General features: G+C 39.7%; 14 protein-coding genes. 6 read left to right on the top strand and 8 right to left on the bottom strand.

The window, feature by feature from the left end; genetic code table 11:
- Positions 1–50 precede the first annotated feature (50 nt).
- The 7 genes from E0H87_RS09590 to rutD form a co-directional block, all read right to left on the bottom strand.
- Positions 51–926 carry an NAD(P)-dependent oxidoreductase gene (locus tag E0H87_RS09590; RefSeq protein WP_131323390.1) on the bottom strand — a complete coding sequence of 292 codons (876 nt, stop codon included), beginning with the start codon at positions 924–926 and terminating at the stop codon, positions 51–53.
- 22 nt (positions 927–948) lie between these two features.
- The gene (gene rutG / locus E0H87_RS09585; RefSeq protein WP_131323389.1) at positions 949–2,307 is read right to left on the bottom strand and encodes a pyrimidine utilization transport protein G; all 1,359 of its coding nucleotides are present in this window, start codon (positions 2,305–2,307) and stop codon (positions 949–951) included.
- Between the two features lie 32 nt (positions 2,308–2,339).
- Positions 2,340–2,906, bottom strand: a complete 567-nt coding sequence (gene rutF, locus E0H87_RS09580; protein ID WP_131323388.1) for an NADH-dependent FMN reductase RutF — start codon at positions 2,904–2,906, stop codon at positions 2,340–2,342.
- 35 nt (positions 2,907–2,941) lie between these two features.
- A complete protein-coding gene (gene rutC / locus E0H87_RS09575; protein ID WP_131323387.1) occupies positions 2,942–3,331 on the bottom strand; it encodes a pyrimidine utilization protein C in 390 nt (129 codons plus the stop codon).
- Positions 3,332–3,346: 15 nt separating this feature from the next.
- A complete protein-coding gene (rutB, locus tag E0H87_RS09570; protein WP_131323386.1) occupies positions 3,347–4,102 on the bottom strand; it encodes a pyrimidine utilization protein B in 756 nt (251 codons plus the stop codon).
- Entirely contained in the window at positions 4,099–5,217 is a 1,119-nt protein-coding gene (gene rutA, locus E0H87_RS09565) for a pyrimidine utilization protein A (protein WP_131323385.1), read from the bottom strand. The genes rutB and rutA overlap by 4 nt, the downstream gene beginning before the upstream one ends.
- A gap of 341 nt (positions 5,218–5,558) precedes the next feature.
- Entirely contained in the window at positions 5,559–6,374 is an 816-nt protein-coding gene (gene rutD / locus E0H87_RS09560) for a pyrimidine utilization protein D (RefSeq protein ID WP_131323384.1), read from the bottom strand.
- Between the two features lie 232 nt (positions 6,375–6,606).
- Between rutD and plsB the strand changes: the two genes are divergently transcribed.
- From plsB to E0H87_RS09530, 6 genes are all read left to right on the top strand, one after another.
- A complete protein-coding gene (gene plsB, locus E0H87_RS09555) occupies positions 6,607–9,108 on the top strand; it encodes a glycerol-3-phosphate 1-O-acyltransferase PlsB (protein ID WP_131323383.1) in 2,502 nt (833 codons plus the stop codon).
- Positions 9,109–9,282: 174 nt separating this feature from the next.
- On the top strand, positions 9,283–9,603 hold the full coding sequence (locus E0H87_RS09550; protein ID WP_131323382.1) for an ArsR/SmtB family transcription factor: 321 nt from the start codon (positions 9,283–9,285) through the stop codon (positions 9,601–9,603).
- 79 nt (positions 9,604–9,682) lie between these two features.
- Positions 9,683–11,416: a SulP family inorganic anion transporter gene (locus tag E0H87_RS09545; RefSeq protein WP_131323381.1), complete on the top strand. Its 1,734-nt coding sequence runs from the start codon at positions 9,683–9,685 to the stop codon at positions 11,414–11,416.
- 229 nt (positions 11,417–11,645) lie between these two features.
- The gene (gene sstT, locus E0H87_RS09540; protein ID WP_131323380.1) at positions 11,646–12,839 is read left to right on the top strand and encodes a serine/threonine transporter SstT; all 1,194 of its coding nucleotides are present in this window, start codon (positions 11,646–11,648) and stop codon (positions 12,837–12,839) included.
- Between the two features lie 52 nt (positions 12,840–12,891).
- Entirely contained in the window at positions 12,892–13,560 is a 669-nt protein-coding gene (locus E0H87_RS09535) for a YoaK family protein (RefSeq protein WP_131323379.1), read from the top strand.
- A 17-nt stretch (positions 13,561–13,577) separates the two neighbouring features.
- Complete coding sequence (locus tag E0H87_RS09530) at positions 13,578–14,114, top strand: DUF2058 domain-containing protein (protein ID WP_131323378.1); 537 nt, start codon at positions 13,578–13,580, stop codon at positions 14,112–14,114.
- 52 nt (positions 14,115–14,166) lie between these two features.
- Here E0H87_RS09530 and E0H87_RS09525 read toward each other — a convergent pair whose 3' ends face one another.
- The gene (locus E0H87_RS09525) at positions 14,167–16,323 is read right to left on the bottom strand and encodes a TonB-dependent siderophore receptor (protein WP_131323377.1); all 2,157 of its coding nucleotides are present in this window, start codon (positions 16,321–16,323) and stop codon (positions 14,167–14,169) included.
- Between the last annotated feature and the right edge of the window lie 23 nt (positions 16,324–16,346).

The following is a 16,346-nucleotide window of genomic DNA, read 5'->3' as shown; positions in this document are numbered from 1 at the left end:
GCATCTATCTTGAGATCAAGATTTCGGCATTTCCTTATGCTGTTTTAAGTTTAAGCCTCTAAAACTGTCTGGTTCCATTGTTCGAGTACAGACACTACCGCGGTAAAATCCATCTGCTCGGCTTGCGCTTTCGGAATTTCCTTAAACAGCGATTGAATACTTTCAAAAATTGGTACGTTTGAATCCTGCTGCTGCGCTAAATCTAAGCCAATCCCAATATCTTTTTGCAATAAATTTAGGGCAAACGTTTTAGGAAAACTTCGGTTCAATACCTTTTGCGCCATGATCGAATCAGATACGGTACTTTTACCACTTGAATGATTAATACAGTTTAAGGCAGCCTTAACATCAACTTGCTGCTGCTTAAGAATAGTGAGTCCCTCCGCCAAAGCCCACAAATGGGTTGCCATCAACACATTATTCACTGCTTTCACCGCAAACCCTGAACCACTAGATCCAACATATTCAACCAAACCTGAAAAGGCTGAAATGATTGGTAAAGCCCGCTGATAGGCTTGCTCATTTCCACCTAACATCACGGTTAAGGTTCCCCGTTCTGCGCCAATCGTTTGACCAGAAACGGGCGCATCTAAATAAGCAACCTGCTTTTGCTCAAGCAACTGAGATAACTTGCGTGCTGAATCTGGTACACCACTGGTACAGTCAATCCAGATACTGCCTGCTTTTGGCAGAAATTCGGCAATCAGTTGTTCAACATCTGCACTGGTCGGCAAGCAGGAAAATATAAAATCGGCTTGTACGGCGTGTTCTAAACTCACAGCCTGTGTAGCAAACTGCTGTGCATGTAGCTCGGCTTTTTCAGTTGTACGGTTCCAGACATACACGGGTAAACCCAGTTTCGGCAGATGGGAAGCCATATGCCAACCCATCGCGCCTAATCCAATAAAAGCAATACTTTGACTCAATTGATCTCTCCAATCAGGCTTATTAAGAACCTTGTACAACACTACTGTTCGCTTGGCTTTCCACACTTTGAACTTTTGCTACAGTCTCTTCACCACGGTTTAAGAAGAGGTTGAGTAGAATTGCTGCCAGTGTTGCGGTACCAATACCGCCCAAGTCAAAAGATCCGATGTGTAAACTGAAGTTGCCTGCACCCATAATTAAACTCACAGCTGCAATAATTAAGGTACTGTTTTGGGTAAAATCAACTTTGTTATCCACCCAGATTTTTGCTCCAGCGACGGTAATCAAACCAAATACCACAATCGATGCTCCACCTAAAAGTGCGACTGGAATGGTGCTGATCACGGCGCCAAACTTTGGTGATAAGCCAAGTAAAATGGCGAAGATTCCAGCGACTACAAAAATGGTGGTTGAATAAACTTTAGTGACGGCCATTACGCCAATGTTTTCTGCATAGGTAGTCATGCCTGTACCGCCAACCGAAGCAGATAAAGTGGTACATACACCATCTGCAAGAAATGCGCGGCCCATATACGGCGACAGGTTTTTCCCGGTCATGGCTGAAACTGCTTTGAAATGCCCCAAGTTTTCCGCCACTAAAATAATCGCGACAGGTGCAATCAATAACATGGCATTTGCATTAAAAACGGGTGTATGGAAGGTTGGCAGCCCAAACCATGCGGCATTGCCAATAATTGAGAAATCAATCGCCTTGCCAAATCCCATGACATTCGCAAGCAAGAAATAAACAAGATAAGCAGAACACAGCCCAATCAGTAATAACAGACGACGCACCATGCCGCGTGTAAACACAGCAACAGCACTAATACAGACAATGGTAATCACTGCCATCCACGTATCGAATGTATTGGTCGATACACTTTTAATGGTGATGGGTGCAAGGTTTAAACCAATAATCATCACAATCGCACCTGTGACAATCGGTGGCATCAACTTTTCGATCCAACCTGTTCCTGTCTTCATCACCACAAGACCAATGCCTGCATACACCAGACCACAAACAATCGTTCCCCCAAGGGCTAAAGCAATGTTTGGATTCGAACCTACACCTGCGTAACCTGTTGCGGCCGCGACTGCCCCAATAAAAGCAAAACTCGATCCTAGATAACTTGGCATACGACCACCCGTCATCAGGAAGAATAAAATCGTGCCAATTCCTGTAATGAAGATGGTTAAGTTCGGATCGAAGCCCATCAGCAATGGTGCCAGTACCGTTGCTCCAAACATGGCAAAAGCATGTTGCAAGCCTAGAACGATACTGCGTCCTACTGGAAGATATTCATCAATTTGAACAGGTGTTGTATCTAAGTCGCCTTGGTAAGGCTTAAATTTTGGAAACCACGATTGTTTTTCTTGCATGGGTTTCCCCTCCTTCTTATAGGGTTTGTTCTTTAGCACATACGGTGTGGTTCACAATAAGCACGGTTAAAATACATCAACGCATTTAAGCCCTGATTGTGTTGAATGGCTTTGACCTGACAGAACAAAACATCATGACTGCCGACACTCATACTTTGCACAATCTCACAGTCAAAACTAATCAAAGCATCCTGTAAAACAGGCGCTTGAGTAGCCAACGTTTCCCACTGACCCGCAGCAAAGCGTTCAGGCATTGGCGTTTTGCCACCAAAAACATTGGAAAGTGCCATTTGATGTGATGCCAAAGTATTCACACAGAGCACCTGATTGGTTTTAAAGGTTTCAAATACAGATGCAGAACGATTGAGGCACACCAATAAGGTCGGTGGTGTATCAGTCACACTACATACGGCAGATGCGGTAAAACCTGCGACACCTGCGGGTCCTGAAGTGGTAATCACATTGACTGCTGCGCCAAGGTTCGACATGCCTTCGCGGAATGCTTTCTGATCGACTTCGATATGCGTGGTTTTTTGCGTGTTATAGATTTTTTCTAAACATTCTTCTTTGATTAAGCTTTTAAGCAATTCAGCATTCATGTTTATTCTCCTGTAGGGGCTGATCTCGCTACTACCTAAGCAGTAGCGACATGGGCAACACTGGCTATTTCAACGAGGGCATCTGGCTTCACCAAACCAGCCTGAATGCAGTAACGTGCAGGTTTATCTTCAGGGAAATACTCGGCATAGACTTGATTAATCGCAGCATAATCTGCCCAATCTTTGACAAAAATATGGTTGAACGTCACATCCTCCATATTGCCACCTGCTTCTTTCAATACTGATTGGATGGTTTCTAAAATATGTCGTGCTTGAGCGGCAGCATCTCCCACATGAACCACATTGTTATTTTCATCAAAAGCCAATGTGCCTGAGACATACACAATATTGTCTGCTTTAGTGGCTGGAACATAGGGTGCTAAAGGTTTTGATGTTCCTGCTGGAATAATGACTTGTTTCGGCATGGTGATCGCTCCGTATTAGGCAGATTTGGCAAGTGGGTTGGTATTGGGAACAAAAGTGTCGACAAAACTTTGCGTATCTGACACCCAGCCAAAGAAGGTTTTGATGTTGTAAAGACTCGCAGCTTGAATTTCCTCTGGGCCCGCCTGATAACAGGCATCTTTTAACGCCACCCCGAAGTACTCAAGAAAAAAACCATCTCTTAATGTAGATTCGACACAAACATTGGTTGCAATGCCAACAAAAACTAAATTACGAATTCCTCGTGCACGTAACATGCTGTCTAGCGCGGTGTTAAAGAAACCGCTATAGCGAGGTTTTTCAATCACAATATCTTGGGCTAAGGGTTGTAATTCATTGATCAGCTCAAAATCCCAACCACCTTTTGCCAGTAATTTGCCTTGTAGTTCGGGTTGTTTACGCATGGTTTTTAGTGCATTGGATTTATGAAAATTTGGTGAACCGCGTCCTCCTGCTTCCACATATTGATTATCCCAGCCGTTTTTAAAGTAAATCACCTGAATATTGGCTGCATGTGCTGCTTCAACTGCCTTTTTAATGTTCTGTACCACAGGTTGGGTCGCAGAAACATCAAAACCGGCCAAATCCAGATAGCCACCCATTGAGGTATAGGCATTCTGCATATCAATGACAATTAAGGCCGTTTGTTCAGGTGCAAACTGAATATTTTCAGGTTCTGCTTTTAAGGTTTTGCCTTGACCAGTAGCTTCGGTAAAATCGCTGATAACTGTATGTGTATTGACTTGGCTCATGCTGATTTCTCCAAAACTGTGACAGGTGCTTGTTCCGCCAGATCCATCACGACGTGTTGACGGCATTGCATAAGCGGTTGAATTTTTTGACCAAAATCTTCGACGCCCTGAACGAAATCATCAAAAGTTAATAAAATGCCTTCTGTACCTTTAATTTCACCAATTTCATCCAACATCGCTGCGACTTTTTCATAAGAACCGACCAAGGTGCCCATGTTGATATTGACGGGAGATACGCTCGATGCCATTTGGCGAATATTGGTATCGGTTCCTGAAGTGATGTCTTTGCCGCCTTGATTCATCAGCCAATTAATTGCTTCCATATCTGCGCCATCGTTATAGCTTTGCCATTTCGCCAATGCTTCTTCATTAGTTTCAGCAGCAATCACCATAAACAACACATAAGTTTGAACATCACGTCCTGTCTTATCAGTATGTGCTTTTAGGCGATCATTGATTTCTACATAAGCGGTTGGTGTGTTTAAACCTTTCCCAAAGACAAAGTTGTAATCTGCATATTGCGCAGAGAATGCTAGTCCAGTATCCGATTGACCTGCACAGATGATCTTCATATCCGCTTGCGGGGTTGGGCTGACACGGCAATCCTGCATTTCAAAATGCTCGCCCTTAAAATCCGATTTACCTGTTGCCCACAGTTCACGAAGAACTTGTACATATTCAGATAAATACTCATAGCGTTTACCAAAGTACTCATCGCCTGGCCACATGCCCATTTGCGTATATTCAGGCGCTTGCCAGCCAGTCACTACATTTAAGCCAAAACGACCATTTGAAATAGAGTCAATAGTCGAAGCCATACGTGCAACAATTGCAGGTGGCATCACCAAAGTTGCTGCGGTCGCATAAATTTTAATTTTGCTGGTAACCGCAGCTAAGCCCGCCATCAATGTGAAGGTTTCTAGGTTATGATCCCAAAATTCAGTTTTGCCACCAAAGCCACGCAGTTTGATCATGGACAAGGCAAAATCGAAACCATAATGCTCAGCACGCTGTACAATTTTTTTGTTGAGTTCAAAGCTCGGCATGTACTGTGGAGCATTTTCAGAAAGTAACCAGCCATTGTTCCCGATTGGGCAAAAAACACCTATTTTCATGTGTTGCATCCTCATTAAATTATGAAATTTCTCAAAACCTATACCCTGTTATTTTTTGGGATATAAATTTTTATATTCTTGATTTCATGACTGCATGGAGTGTGCCAACTTTTTAAATTTATTTAATATCAATAATTTAAAATCATTAATAATTTTATGTATTTTACCAATGGGTAAAATTACTATTTTTCACATGCACTTTTTTTGTGATTCATGATCTAAATTTGTGCACTTTTTTGACCAAATGGAAAAATAACCGCAATAAAAAAGGCACTGAGCTAAGCAGTGCCTTTTTGAATTTTTATATCAACCTATAGCGTGCTAGAGATGAACCTCAGTTGTTAACTTGCAGCTAAATTTTCAGCAGGTTTCTTCACTAATTTTTCTAATAACAATTGATTGAATATTTCAGGTTGCGTAACCGTTACCGCATGCGCGCCATGCGTCAGCACATCTAATTCAGCATGTGGAAATTTTTGTTTTAATTGATAACTTTGCTTATACGGCACCAGAAAATCATCTTCAGTCACGATTAAATACATTGGAATTTTATTTAAACTCGAAATTGTTTCGGTCGTAATTTTATAGCTCATTAAAGCATTCAAACGCGTAAAGACGTTCAGCAAAGGCGGAAATTGCTCAACTTGCTTATTTTCCTGAATTTCTAAATCTAAAATATGTGCAGAAATCCATGCAGGAGGATATAAAAATAATGCCTGTGCTCGGACATAAGCCTCTATCCCTGCATATTGCAATAAGGCTATGCGAGTATTGAAACACTTCTGCGTATGCGGATCTAATTGCGCCCAGCCATTGATAACCGTAAGCGACAACATGGTTTTTTCAGATTTTTCCAATAAAACCGCCAGCTCTGCCCCTATAAAACCACCCAAAGCATGTCCAACAAAATGAAATTCTTGAATGTTTAATATGGATAATAAATCCATGACCTGTTTGGCTAAGTGGGTCATGCTGTAGTTTTCTGCAAGAATGGCTGCATTTTTATGGCAACCTTCTTGGTCATAAATCACCACATGAAAATTTTGTTGTAATGCTTTTATTTGCGGTGTCCAAAACTGTCCATGTCCACCCAAACCCGCCGATAAAATGATATATTCAGCGGATATTTTTTGTGATGGAAAAACCTGATAATGCATAATCATTGACCTCTAAGAAAAATGTATTTTCTAGAGATCAGCAAAAAATATGCCGATTCACTTTTCTTTAATGATGCAGGATTCGCGTTTATATTCATTTACGCTTTATAGTAGTATCTCCTCAAGATACGATCTGTTACATGCTTTATGTTCTATTTAACAACAAAAGCATTTGTATTCTTAGAGAAGATTGAACAAAATAATCCTCGAAACATGGTTCATAGGAATAACAATGTCCAATAAAGGTTATCGCCAATTTTATCGTCAACTCACACAGAAAATTTTAAATAAAGTGGTGAGTCCACAAGTATTAGGCACGACCTCCGAACTGGAACAACAATATTCAGCTTCGTCCGACACCCCTATTTGCTATGTATTACAAGATGCCTCTCTCAGTAATACTGTACTGATTGATAATGAAGCGCAAAAGAGACAGCTACCTTCCGTCTATCAGCCCTTAAAGATTGGAACGGTACAAGAAGAAGATTCTATTTTAGTTTTGAATGAAAAGAACCATCTTAAACAAGGATTACATTATCCTGCAAAACTTATTCATTTAATTGAAGTTCTGGATAAAAACCCAGAATTGGATGTTGATTTAGTGCCTGTGACCATGTTGTGGGGACGTGCGCCAGAATACGAAGATTCTTGGTATAAAGCCTTATTTGCAGATGCATGGTCAACGCCATCTCCACTCAAACAAGCCATGAATATTTCCTTGTATGGCCGTGAAAACTATCTAGAGTTTCACAAGCCGCTTTCTTTAAGAAAGTTAATAACCGAAGCGAAGGAATTAAGTCCTCATTTCTCGCCTGCACATCATGTAATGAAAGAACTGAATGCCAATTTTAATAAATATAAAGAGGCAATTTTAGGACCAGACTTATCTGACCGTCGTAATGTGATCAATAATCTTTTGATTAGTGATGGTGTTAAACACGCTATTCGCAAAGAAAGCATCGATGAAAATATCAGTATGTTTGAAGCTGAGCATCGTGCACGACACTACTTAACTGAAATTGCCTCTGACTTTTCCTATTCCACGTTACGCTTTGGTTATCTGGCTTTAACCAAATTATGGACTCAACTTTACGATGGCATTGAAGTTCATAACTTTGATACTGTGCGTGAATTGGCACAAGACTATGAAATTGTTTATACCCCCTGCCACCGTAGCCATATCGATTACCTATTGCTGTCTTATGTGATTTTTAACCGTGGTTTGATGGTGCCGCACATTGCCGCAGGCATTAACCTGAATTTACCAATTGTCGGTCAATTGTTCCGTGGTGCGGGTGCTTATTTTATTCGCCGTAGTTTCAATGGTAATGAACTGTATACGTCGGTATTTAAAGAATATTTACATAGTCTACTGATGCGTAATACGCCTTTAGAATACTTTATTGAAGGTGGACGCTCACGTACGGGTTTATTACTGCCTGCTAAAAAAGGCATGTTGTCGATGACCATTCAAAGTCACTTAAGAGGAAATTCCAAACCTATTGTTTTTATTCCAACTTACTTTGGCTATGAAAAACTATTGGAAGGCACGTCGTACTTAAATGAACTCAGTGGTAAGCCCAAAGAAGCTGAATCACTTTGGGGTATTTTAAGTTCAGCGCGTAAAATTGAGAAAGTGTTTGGGCAAGTGTACGTTAACTTTGGTGAGCCTGTTTTTTTAGATACGGTGTTAAAACAGCAAGATGCTGAAAAAATTAAACTAAAACTCAATGATAAACTGCCTGCTTCAGTGGTCAATACTGTTGATCAAACGGCACAATCAATCTTAGAAAATATCAATAAAGCTGTGGTGATTAACCCGATTTCAATCATTTCTTTAATTTTACTGAATGCGCCAGAGCATCAATTGACTGAATCCAGTTTAGTTACAACTCTTGATCAGTATCGGAAATTACTGCAACACAACCTTTATGATGGTCGAATGATTATTTCTGAACTTTCTAGTCAAGAAATTATTCAATATGCCTTAAAGTTAAAGCAAGTTGAAATCCATCATCAAAACTCAGAAACATGGGTTCGCGTTGCTGAAAGCCAAAAAATTCTATTGAGCTATTTCAGTAATAACATTCTGCATTGCTTTATTTTACCTGCTCTAGTTGCTCGTATTATTCAACATTATGAAAAAATTGAGGTTTCTCAGTTAATTCAATTGGTACAGTCTTTATATCCATTTATTCAAGAAGAATTCTTCTTAAAATGGCAACCAGAAGATGTAGAAATGCAGATCCACGCTCTCTTAGATTATTTCGAGGATGCACAGTGGATTGAACGTGATGCTGGCCACCTTATGCAATCATCAACTGAAAGCACAGGATTACACACACTTGCTGCCTTATCAGAGCGTAGTTTAAATAACTTTATTGTCATGCAAAGCTTATTTACTCAATATGCAAATACGCAAACCTTCTCAGAAAAAGTGTTTGAGAAAATGGCGAAAGCAACATTGCAGCAATTAAGTCAAAATAAAGTCATTACTCAAGGTTACTATTTCGACAGTGCTACTTTAAAAGGCTATTTGACGACTTTGAAAAAGTTGGGACTTGCTGAAATTACCCGCGAACATCTGTTACTGGCGCCAGATTTTGTGACCCAGATGCAACATCGTTTGGCATGGTATGCGCAAGATCACCAAGAGGCTTTTGATCATGCAAGCCTATTTAATGAAAAAGAACTTAAACATTTTTATGACAGTGTAAAAGTTAAGAAGAGTTAAATGCCATACACTACGGCGTGTAATTTTAGACAAATTGCATGCCGTACTCAGTATTTCTTATAAATAAATCTGATAATTGTTGTCATTAAAAACCATCTAGATTGAAATTTTAGCTACATGTAATCTGCACATTGTACGCTTATAATAGTGAGCTGATTTTAATGAGACGTACTAATGGAAAATGATTTTGAAATTACATCGATGCGACATTCCGCAGAACATGTGGTGAGTATTTTAAAATCACTGGCTAATACAGATCGTCTACTCATTTTATGTCATTTGGCAAAACAAGAACTGAATGTTTCGCAAATTGAACAAATTACGCAAATTACCCAACCTACGCTGTCTCAACAACTCATGATGTTAAGAAAAAGTGATGTTGTTAGTACGCGCCGTGACGGTAAACAAATTTTTTATTCCATTAAAGATGAAAAGTTAGTACAAGTCCTGCAAACCTTATATGAACTGTATTGCACCAAGTCTGTATTAAGTTAAATAAACTCATTCTTCTAATTCTCATTCTTCTTGTTATTTCTGTGCATAATATATTTAAAGTTGCGCTTTAGATCAGCCTATGTCTAATTCAAAGAAATCATACTCAAAGTATTTTCCAGCTTCTACTTGGCTTACAGATTACAATTTTTCTAACTTTAAATCCGACCTGCTTTCCTCAGTTATTGTAATTGCAATGCTGGTGCCTCAAGGTATGGCCTATGCCATGCTTGCAGGATTGCCCCCAATTACTGGTCTGTACGCCAGTATGTTGCCTATGATTGTTTATGCATTCTTTGGCAGTAGCCCCACACTTTCGATTGGCCCCGTGGCCATTATTTCAATGATGACCTTTGCCACACTAACGCCATTCTTTGAGGTCGGTTCGGAAGCATATATTCAGGCAGCCTGTTTACTGGCGATGATGGTTGGTATTATTTCTTTCTTATTGGGCATCTTTAAATTCGGATTTCTCATCCAACTGATCAGCCACCCTGTCATTCATAGCTTTATCATTGCATCCGCATTACTCATTGCTTTAGGGCAAATCAAGTTCTTACTGGATATACCTCTGCAATCCAATAACATTCTTGAATTGATCGTTAGCTTTTATCAACATGCGAACCAAACACATTGGGGCACTTTGCTATTTGGCGTGGTAGCCATGCTGTTGTTAATTTATATGCCCAAGCTGTTTAATTTAGCTCATATCCAACAACGGTTTAAATTTTCAGGATTTTTGATTAAAGCAATACCCCTGCTTCTCGTGGTTTTATCTATTGCTTTGGTTTCTGTTTTTCAACTTGAAAATTCAGAAATTAAAACAGTCGGCGAAATTCCATCTGGCTTTCCACCTTTAAGTGTTCCGAACTGGAATTGGGATTTGGCACTGCAACTTCTTCCTGGCGCAAGCATGATTGCCATGATTAGTTTTGTCGAATCGCTTTCAATTGCTCAAGCGACAGCTTTACAACAACGCAGTGCTTTAAATAGTAATCAGGAACTTATTGCTCTCGGACTTTCGAACTTGAGTGCAGGCATAAGCTCTGCCTTTCCAGTTACTGGAAGTTTGTCACGGACTGTCGTGAATGCCGATGCAGGGGCAAAAACACCTATGGCAGGTATTTTATCTTCCTGTTTTATTGTGGTTGTGAGCTTATTTTTTACGGGATTTTTTAAAAACCTGCCTTTAGCTATTCTGGCTGTAACGATTATGGTTTCAATTTGGAAACTGGTCGATTTAAAACCTTTTTTTGAAACATGGCATTATTCTAAAGCAGATGGTATTGCCATGTGGATTACATTTTTTGGTGTGATTTGCATCGATATTTCGACAGGTTTAATTTTAGGGGTTATTTCAACCTTTATGTTAATGCTCTGGCGTATTAGTCGCCCTCATATGGCTGTGATTGGACTGGTTGAAGGCACACAACATTTTCGGAACCAACAGCGCTATCCTGTCAAAACAGTCGACTCGATTCTTTCTCTACGGATTGATGAAGGCTTAAACTTTCTAAATGCCAGTAGCTTTAAAAGCTTCTTTATTAATGCGGTCAGTGAAAAGAAACATGTGCAATTTGTGGTCGTTAACTGCTCTGGGGTCAGTAGTATTGATTATAGTGCCTTGGAAGTATTGGAAGAATTAGATGCTGAGCTTAATAAACTCAACATTCAATTGCATCTTTCCGAGGTCAAAGGGCCTGTAATGGATAAGCTGATCCATTCCCGACTTTATGAAAAGTTAGATGGACGGATTCATTTAACCCATTACCAAGCTATTCAGACTTTAAATCCTGAATTTTTAAGTTCAACTTGAAAAGCTAAGTAAATAATTTCAAAGCTGTTATTTCCAATGCATGAGCTTCTGAAAGGAGTTTTTTGCAATAAAATTCGGTTTTTCCTCGTTTTAAATCAGAAAATATCAATTTAAAAAAGAATAAGTTAGTTTTTATATCAAAATATCTTTTATCCATTTTCAATTTTAGGTATAGAATTGCACACTTAATTTTTATCATCTGCCCTCGTAGTACTGACAAGGTCAACCTATGTTTTCAGCTTTTGCGCGTTTAAGTTTAGTTACGCGAATCATTATCGCCATTATTTTAGGGATGGCAGTTGCCTTTGTCTTCCCTAATGCTGCTCCTTACTTGAGCCTTTTAGGTGACCTATTTATTAAGGCCCTAAAATCTGTTGCGCCTATTTTAGTTTTCGTCTTGGTTATGGCTTCTATCTCCAATTTTAAAGTTGGACATAGCGCAAACCTTCGCCCAATTATGATCTTATATGCAGTGGGTATGTTGCTTGCTGCGTTCAGTGCAGTGGCTGCGAGCTTGGCTTTCCCGAGTACTTTATTTTTGGACGTTCCTGCCCAAGGTGAATTACAACCACCAGGAAACTTGGCAGAGATTTTAAAGAATTTACTTTTAAGTTTTATTGCAAACCCTGTTACTGCAATTAGCGAAGGAAACTTTATTGGCATTTTAGCTTGGGCTATTGCTCTCGGCTTAGCCTTCCGTCACGCGCATGACAGCACCAAAGTATTTATTGCAGATGCTGCAAATGCCGTAAATCACGTTATCCGTATTGTGATTAACTTTGCACCAGTCGGTATTTTTGGTTTAGTTGCCGTAACTTTTGCAGATTCTGGTTTAAAAACTTTATCGGCGTATGCACAACTTTTAGCCGTATTGATTGGAACAATGTTTTTTGTTGCGTTGGTCATCAATCCAATTTTAGTTGCTTTAACAACTCGTCAAAATCCTTACCCTCTTGTATTCCAATGCTTACGTGAAAGTGGGATTACTGCATTCTTTACCCGTAGTTCTGCTGCCAATATTCCAGTTAACCTTGATTTGGCAAAACGCTTAGAGGTAAACGAAGCAACAGCAAGCGTTGCAATTCCTTTAGGAGCTACTGTGAATATGGCGGGTGCTTCGGTGACCATTACCGTATTAACTTTAGCCGCAGTCCATACTTTAGGTATTTCAGTTGATTTCACAACAATGATCATTTTATCTGTTGTGGCTTCAATTTCGGCTTGTGGTGCATCGGGTGTTGCGGGTGGTTCATTATTGTTAATTCCAGTTGCATGTGGTTTATTTGGTATTTCTTCGGATATCGCAATGCAAGTGGTTGCAATTGGTATGGTCATTAGTGTGCTACAAGACTCAACTGAAACTGCATTAAACTCGTCTACAGACGTTTTATTTACGGTAGCAGTTGATCGAGCGTCACGTTAATATTATTTTATAAATAATAATTTAGACATTTATTGGATGGTTGTATCACGATATGCCATTTCAAACTTTACCGTTTTGGATGCAACTTGGAGCATTCCTTCTCGCAATTAATGCGGGCATGATTAACGTACTCGGACTGGTGACTGTATTACACCAGTCCGTTTCCCACATGACGGGAAATGTGAGTATGCTATCAATGGCAATTATCCATTGGGACCCTGCTTCAATTCTCTATCTTCTTCTTGTCATTCTCTGCTATGTCGCAGGGTCTTGCTATAGTGGACTTATCCTTGGTAACAGCACATTCCAATTGGGTCGACGCTATGGTATTCCACTGAGTCTGGTTGCTCTCTTTATCCTATTGTGTTGGCTAATTTTGCCCTATTTACCGCGTTATGCCTTGTTGTGGGCTTGCGCTGCGATGGGAGTCCAGAATGCGATGGTCAGTCATTATAAGGGTACAATTATTCGTACCACCCACTTGTCGGGAGTTCTCACCGATTTAGGACTCGCATTAGGCTATCGACTGATCGGTTTAAAAGTTGGGCGACGACGAATTATTTTGCATTTACTGATTTTATTTGGCTTTCTGCTGGGTGGATTAGTTGCAAGTCTGATTTATCCTTATTTAAAATTGGATGCTTATCTTATTCCAGTTTGTTTAAGTTTCTGCTTAAGTCTGGTGTACTGGATTATTTACTTTCAAAATCGTCATCATTAAACCTTTCGGAATTTATTATGGTTAAAAATGCTTTACAGGCACAGTTATTAAAAGCTGGTCTGGTAGACAATAAAAAGGCAAAAAAACTGTCTAAACAGGCGGTGCATGAGCAACGTACTGGACAAAATGATGATGCTGAAATCAAAGCAAAAATTGCCCAAGACAAACAAGATAAAATGGCAAAAGACCAAGCACTTGAGCAAGAAAAGAAAAGTATCTTACAAGAGAAAGAATTAAAAGCCGCAATTGTGCAAATGATCCAGCAGCATAAAATTAAAGATGTTGCGGGCGATGTGGTCTATCAATTTATTGATGAAACCAAAATCAAAAAAGTGTATTTACAGCAACAAGTGTATAACGCATTGGTATCTGGTAGTTTAGTGATTGCCAAAGATCAAGACAGTTATGCATATTTGCCTAAAGCACTGGCAGATCGTATTAATGAGAAAATGACGGGCTTTATTATTGTGAACAATTCTGAAAAGAATGAGCAAGTGACCGATGAAGAAGATCCGTATGCAGCGTATGTGATTCCAGATGATTTAATGTGGTAATCAAAAGGGCGTCATTTAGACGCCCTTTTCTTTTAAGCACAACAGCATGTCTTTAGAATTTCATCGTGGCTTTTAACACTGCTTGGCGTGCATCACCTTGTGAAACTGTTAAATTGCTAACACTGGCTGTGTAATAGGTCGTATCAAAGATATTATTGAGATTGAATTTGAAGTTGACATCTTGCTTGGCAATTTTGGTGTCATAACTCACAAAAGCATTGGCTACTGTGTAGTCTGGTAAGGTAAAAGTATTTTCAGTGTTACCTGCTCGCTTACCGACATAATTACCACTCACTCCCATGCGTAAATTGCCATTGCCGAATTGACCATAGTCATAAGCAAAAGTTAAAGAAGCTGTATTCTTGGCCACATTATTTAAGCGATTTCCGATTAAATCTGTATCTTCATCCTGTAATACCTTGGCGTCGGTATAAGCATATGTAACTGTGGCATCAAGCTGATCAGTAATTTGACCAGTCAGATCAAGCTCCAAACCTTTAGAACCGACTTGACCAGAAGTGTGTAACTCATTCTCACCCGTTGTCGTGTTGGTTACACTCGCTAACACATTGCGTTTTTTAATGTCATATAAGGCAAAATTGGCTTTAAAGCGGTCATCTAATTCGTACTTCAAACCAACTTCATAGGACTTGGCTTTTTCTGGCTGTACATCTGAATCAATTTGCCCACCACTTAACGGCGCAATTGAAGAGTTTGGTTTCAGCGACTCAGTATAACTGGTGTATACAGATAACTGATCATTCCATTTATACACCAAACCTGCACGCGGCAGCCATGCATCATCATTGGTATCGGTATTGATACTGAAAGGTCTTCCGCGGCCTGCCATTTGCTGATAATGCGTATATCGGCCACCTAAAACGGCAATCCACTGATCTGTTAAATGAATCGCATCTTGCAAATAGAAGCCATAAGTGTGCAATTTATCAGTTTGTTCACTGGCATTTGCATCAATACTGCTAGATGCAGTCACTTTGCCAAAAACAGGATTTAAATAATCCAGTGTGCTGTTCTCACCTCGAACCATATTCGGACGATAATATTTGCGGTATTCAATATCCGAGCCAATTTGAAGGTCATGTTTAAATCCGAGTGCATTAAAGTGCCCTTCCAAATATGCTTGACCTGCACTGTCGACACTTTCCGCACCCAATGTGCCATCCGTACGTCGTGTAACTGTATGATTACTGGTATTCAGTTTGGTAATACGTAATTGATTCGCATCATAGGTTTCATAATTATAGCTATAGCCCAAATGTGCAGACCATTGATCATTGATTTGATGATCAATACTCAACTGAGCCAGATGATCTTCACCATTGGTTTGGTTAAAGGCTTCATCTAAACGGGTGTATTTTGAAATTGGCAATGCTTTATTGGTAGATAAATCAAAAACCGTCGTACGGTCAAATGGCACATCAAAATCACGATATTGATAGCTCAGATTCACTTGAGTTTGACCATTGTCCCACGCCAGTGAAGGTGCAATTAACGTTTGCTGGTTATAACCAAAATTGCGCCAATAATCTTGATCTGAATAATCTGCAATGAAACGGTAGGCAAAATTGCTCTGCCCAATAGCACCTGTAGTATCAATACTACCCCCTAAGCCATTTTTACCATTTCCAAAGCTTGAACCATAAATAGAAACTTCAGAGGCTTGTTCACGCTGCGGTTTTTTTGTCACCACATTAACCACACCACCAGGGTCCATAATGCCATATAAAAGAGAGGCTGGCCCTTTCAGTACCTCAACTTGCTCAACTGCAGCATTCATTGCACGACTTTGTACAATTGGCATGCCGTTAATCATGATAGAACCATCACGATTATCTCCAAAACCCCGTTTCATTACCGTGTCTTGAGTTCCCGCCAACGTGTTGCCTTGAGTGATACCGCTGACTTGAGTCAACGCAGCATCTAGAGTTGCAGGCTTAAAATCTTCAATATATTGATTTGAAACTACATTTACTGTTTGTGGTGTTTCTAAATTCTGCTGTTGACCTTTTAAAGTACTTGCCGTTTGCTGCCCAATTTTCTTATGTTCCGATTGCTTTGCAGTTAAATGAATGGTTTCTAACAATTCAGATGTTTGTGTTTCTGCGGCATAAACCCAGATTGGGCTTAATGTGGTCGTTAGGCCCAAAAATACTTTTATACTTAAGCTCAGTGGATGTAATGATTTCACTAGGTTGTAAACTCGATTTGTAA

Source organism: Acinetobacter sp. ANC 4178 (assembly GCF_004331175.1).
In the GTDB taxonomy this organism is placed as follows: domain Bacteria; phylum Pseudomonadota; class Gammaproteobacteria; order Pseudomonadales; family Moraxellaceae; genus Acinetobacter.
The sequence above is the reverse complement of the archived record's forward strand: the minus strand, read 5'-3'. Positions and strand labels throughout refer to the sequence as shown.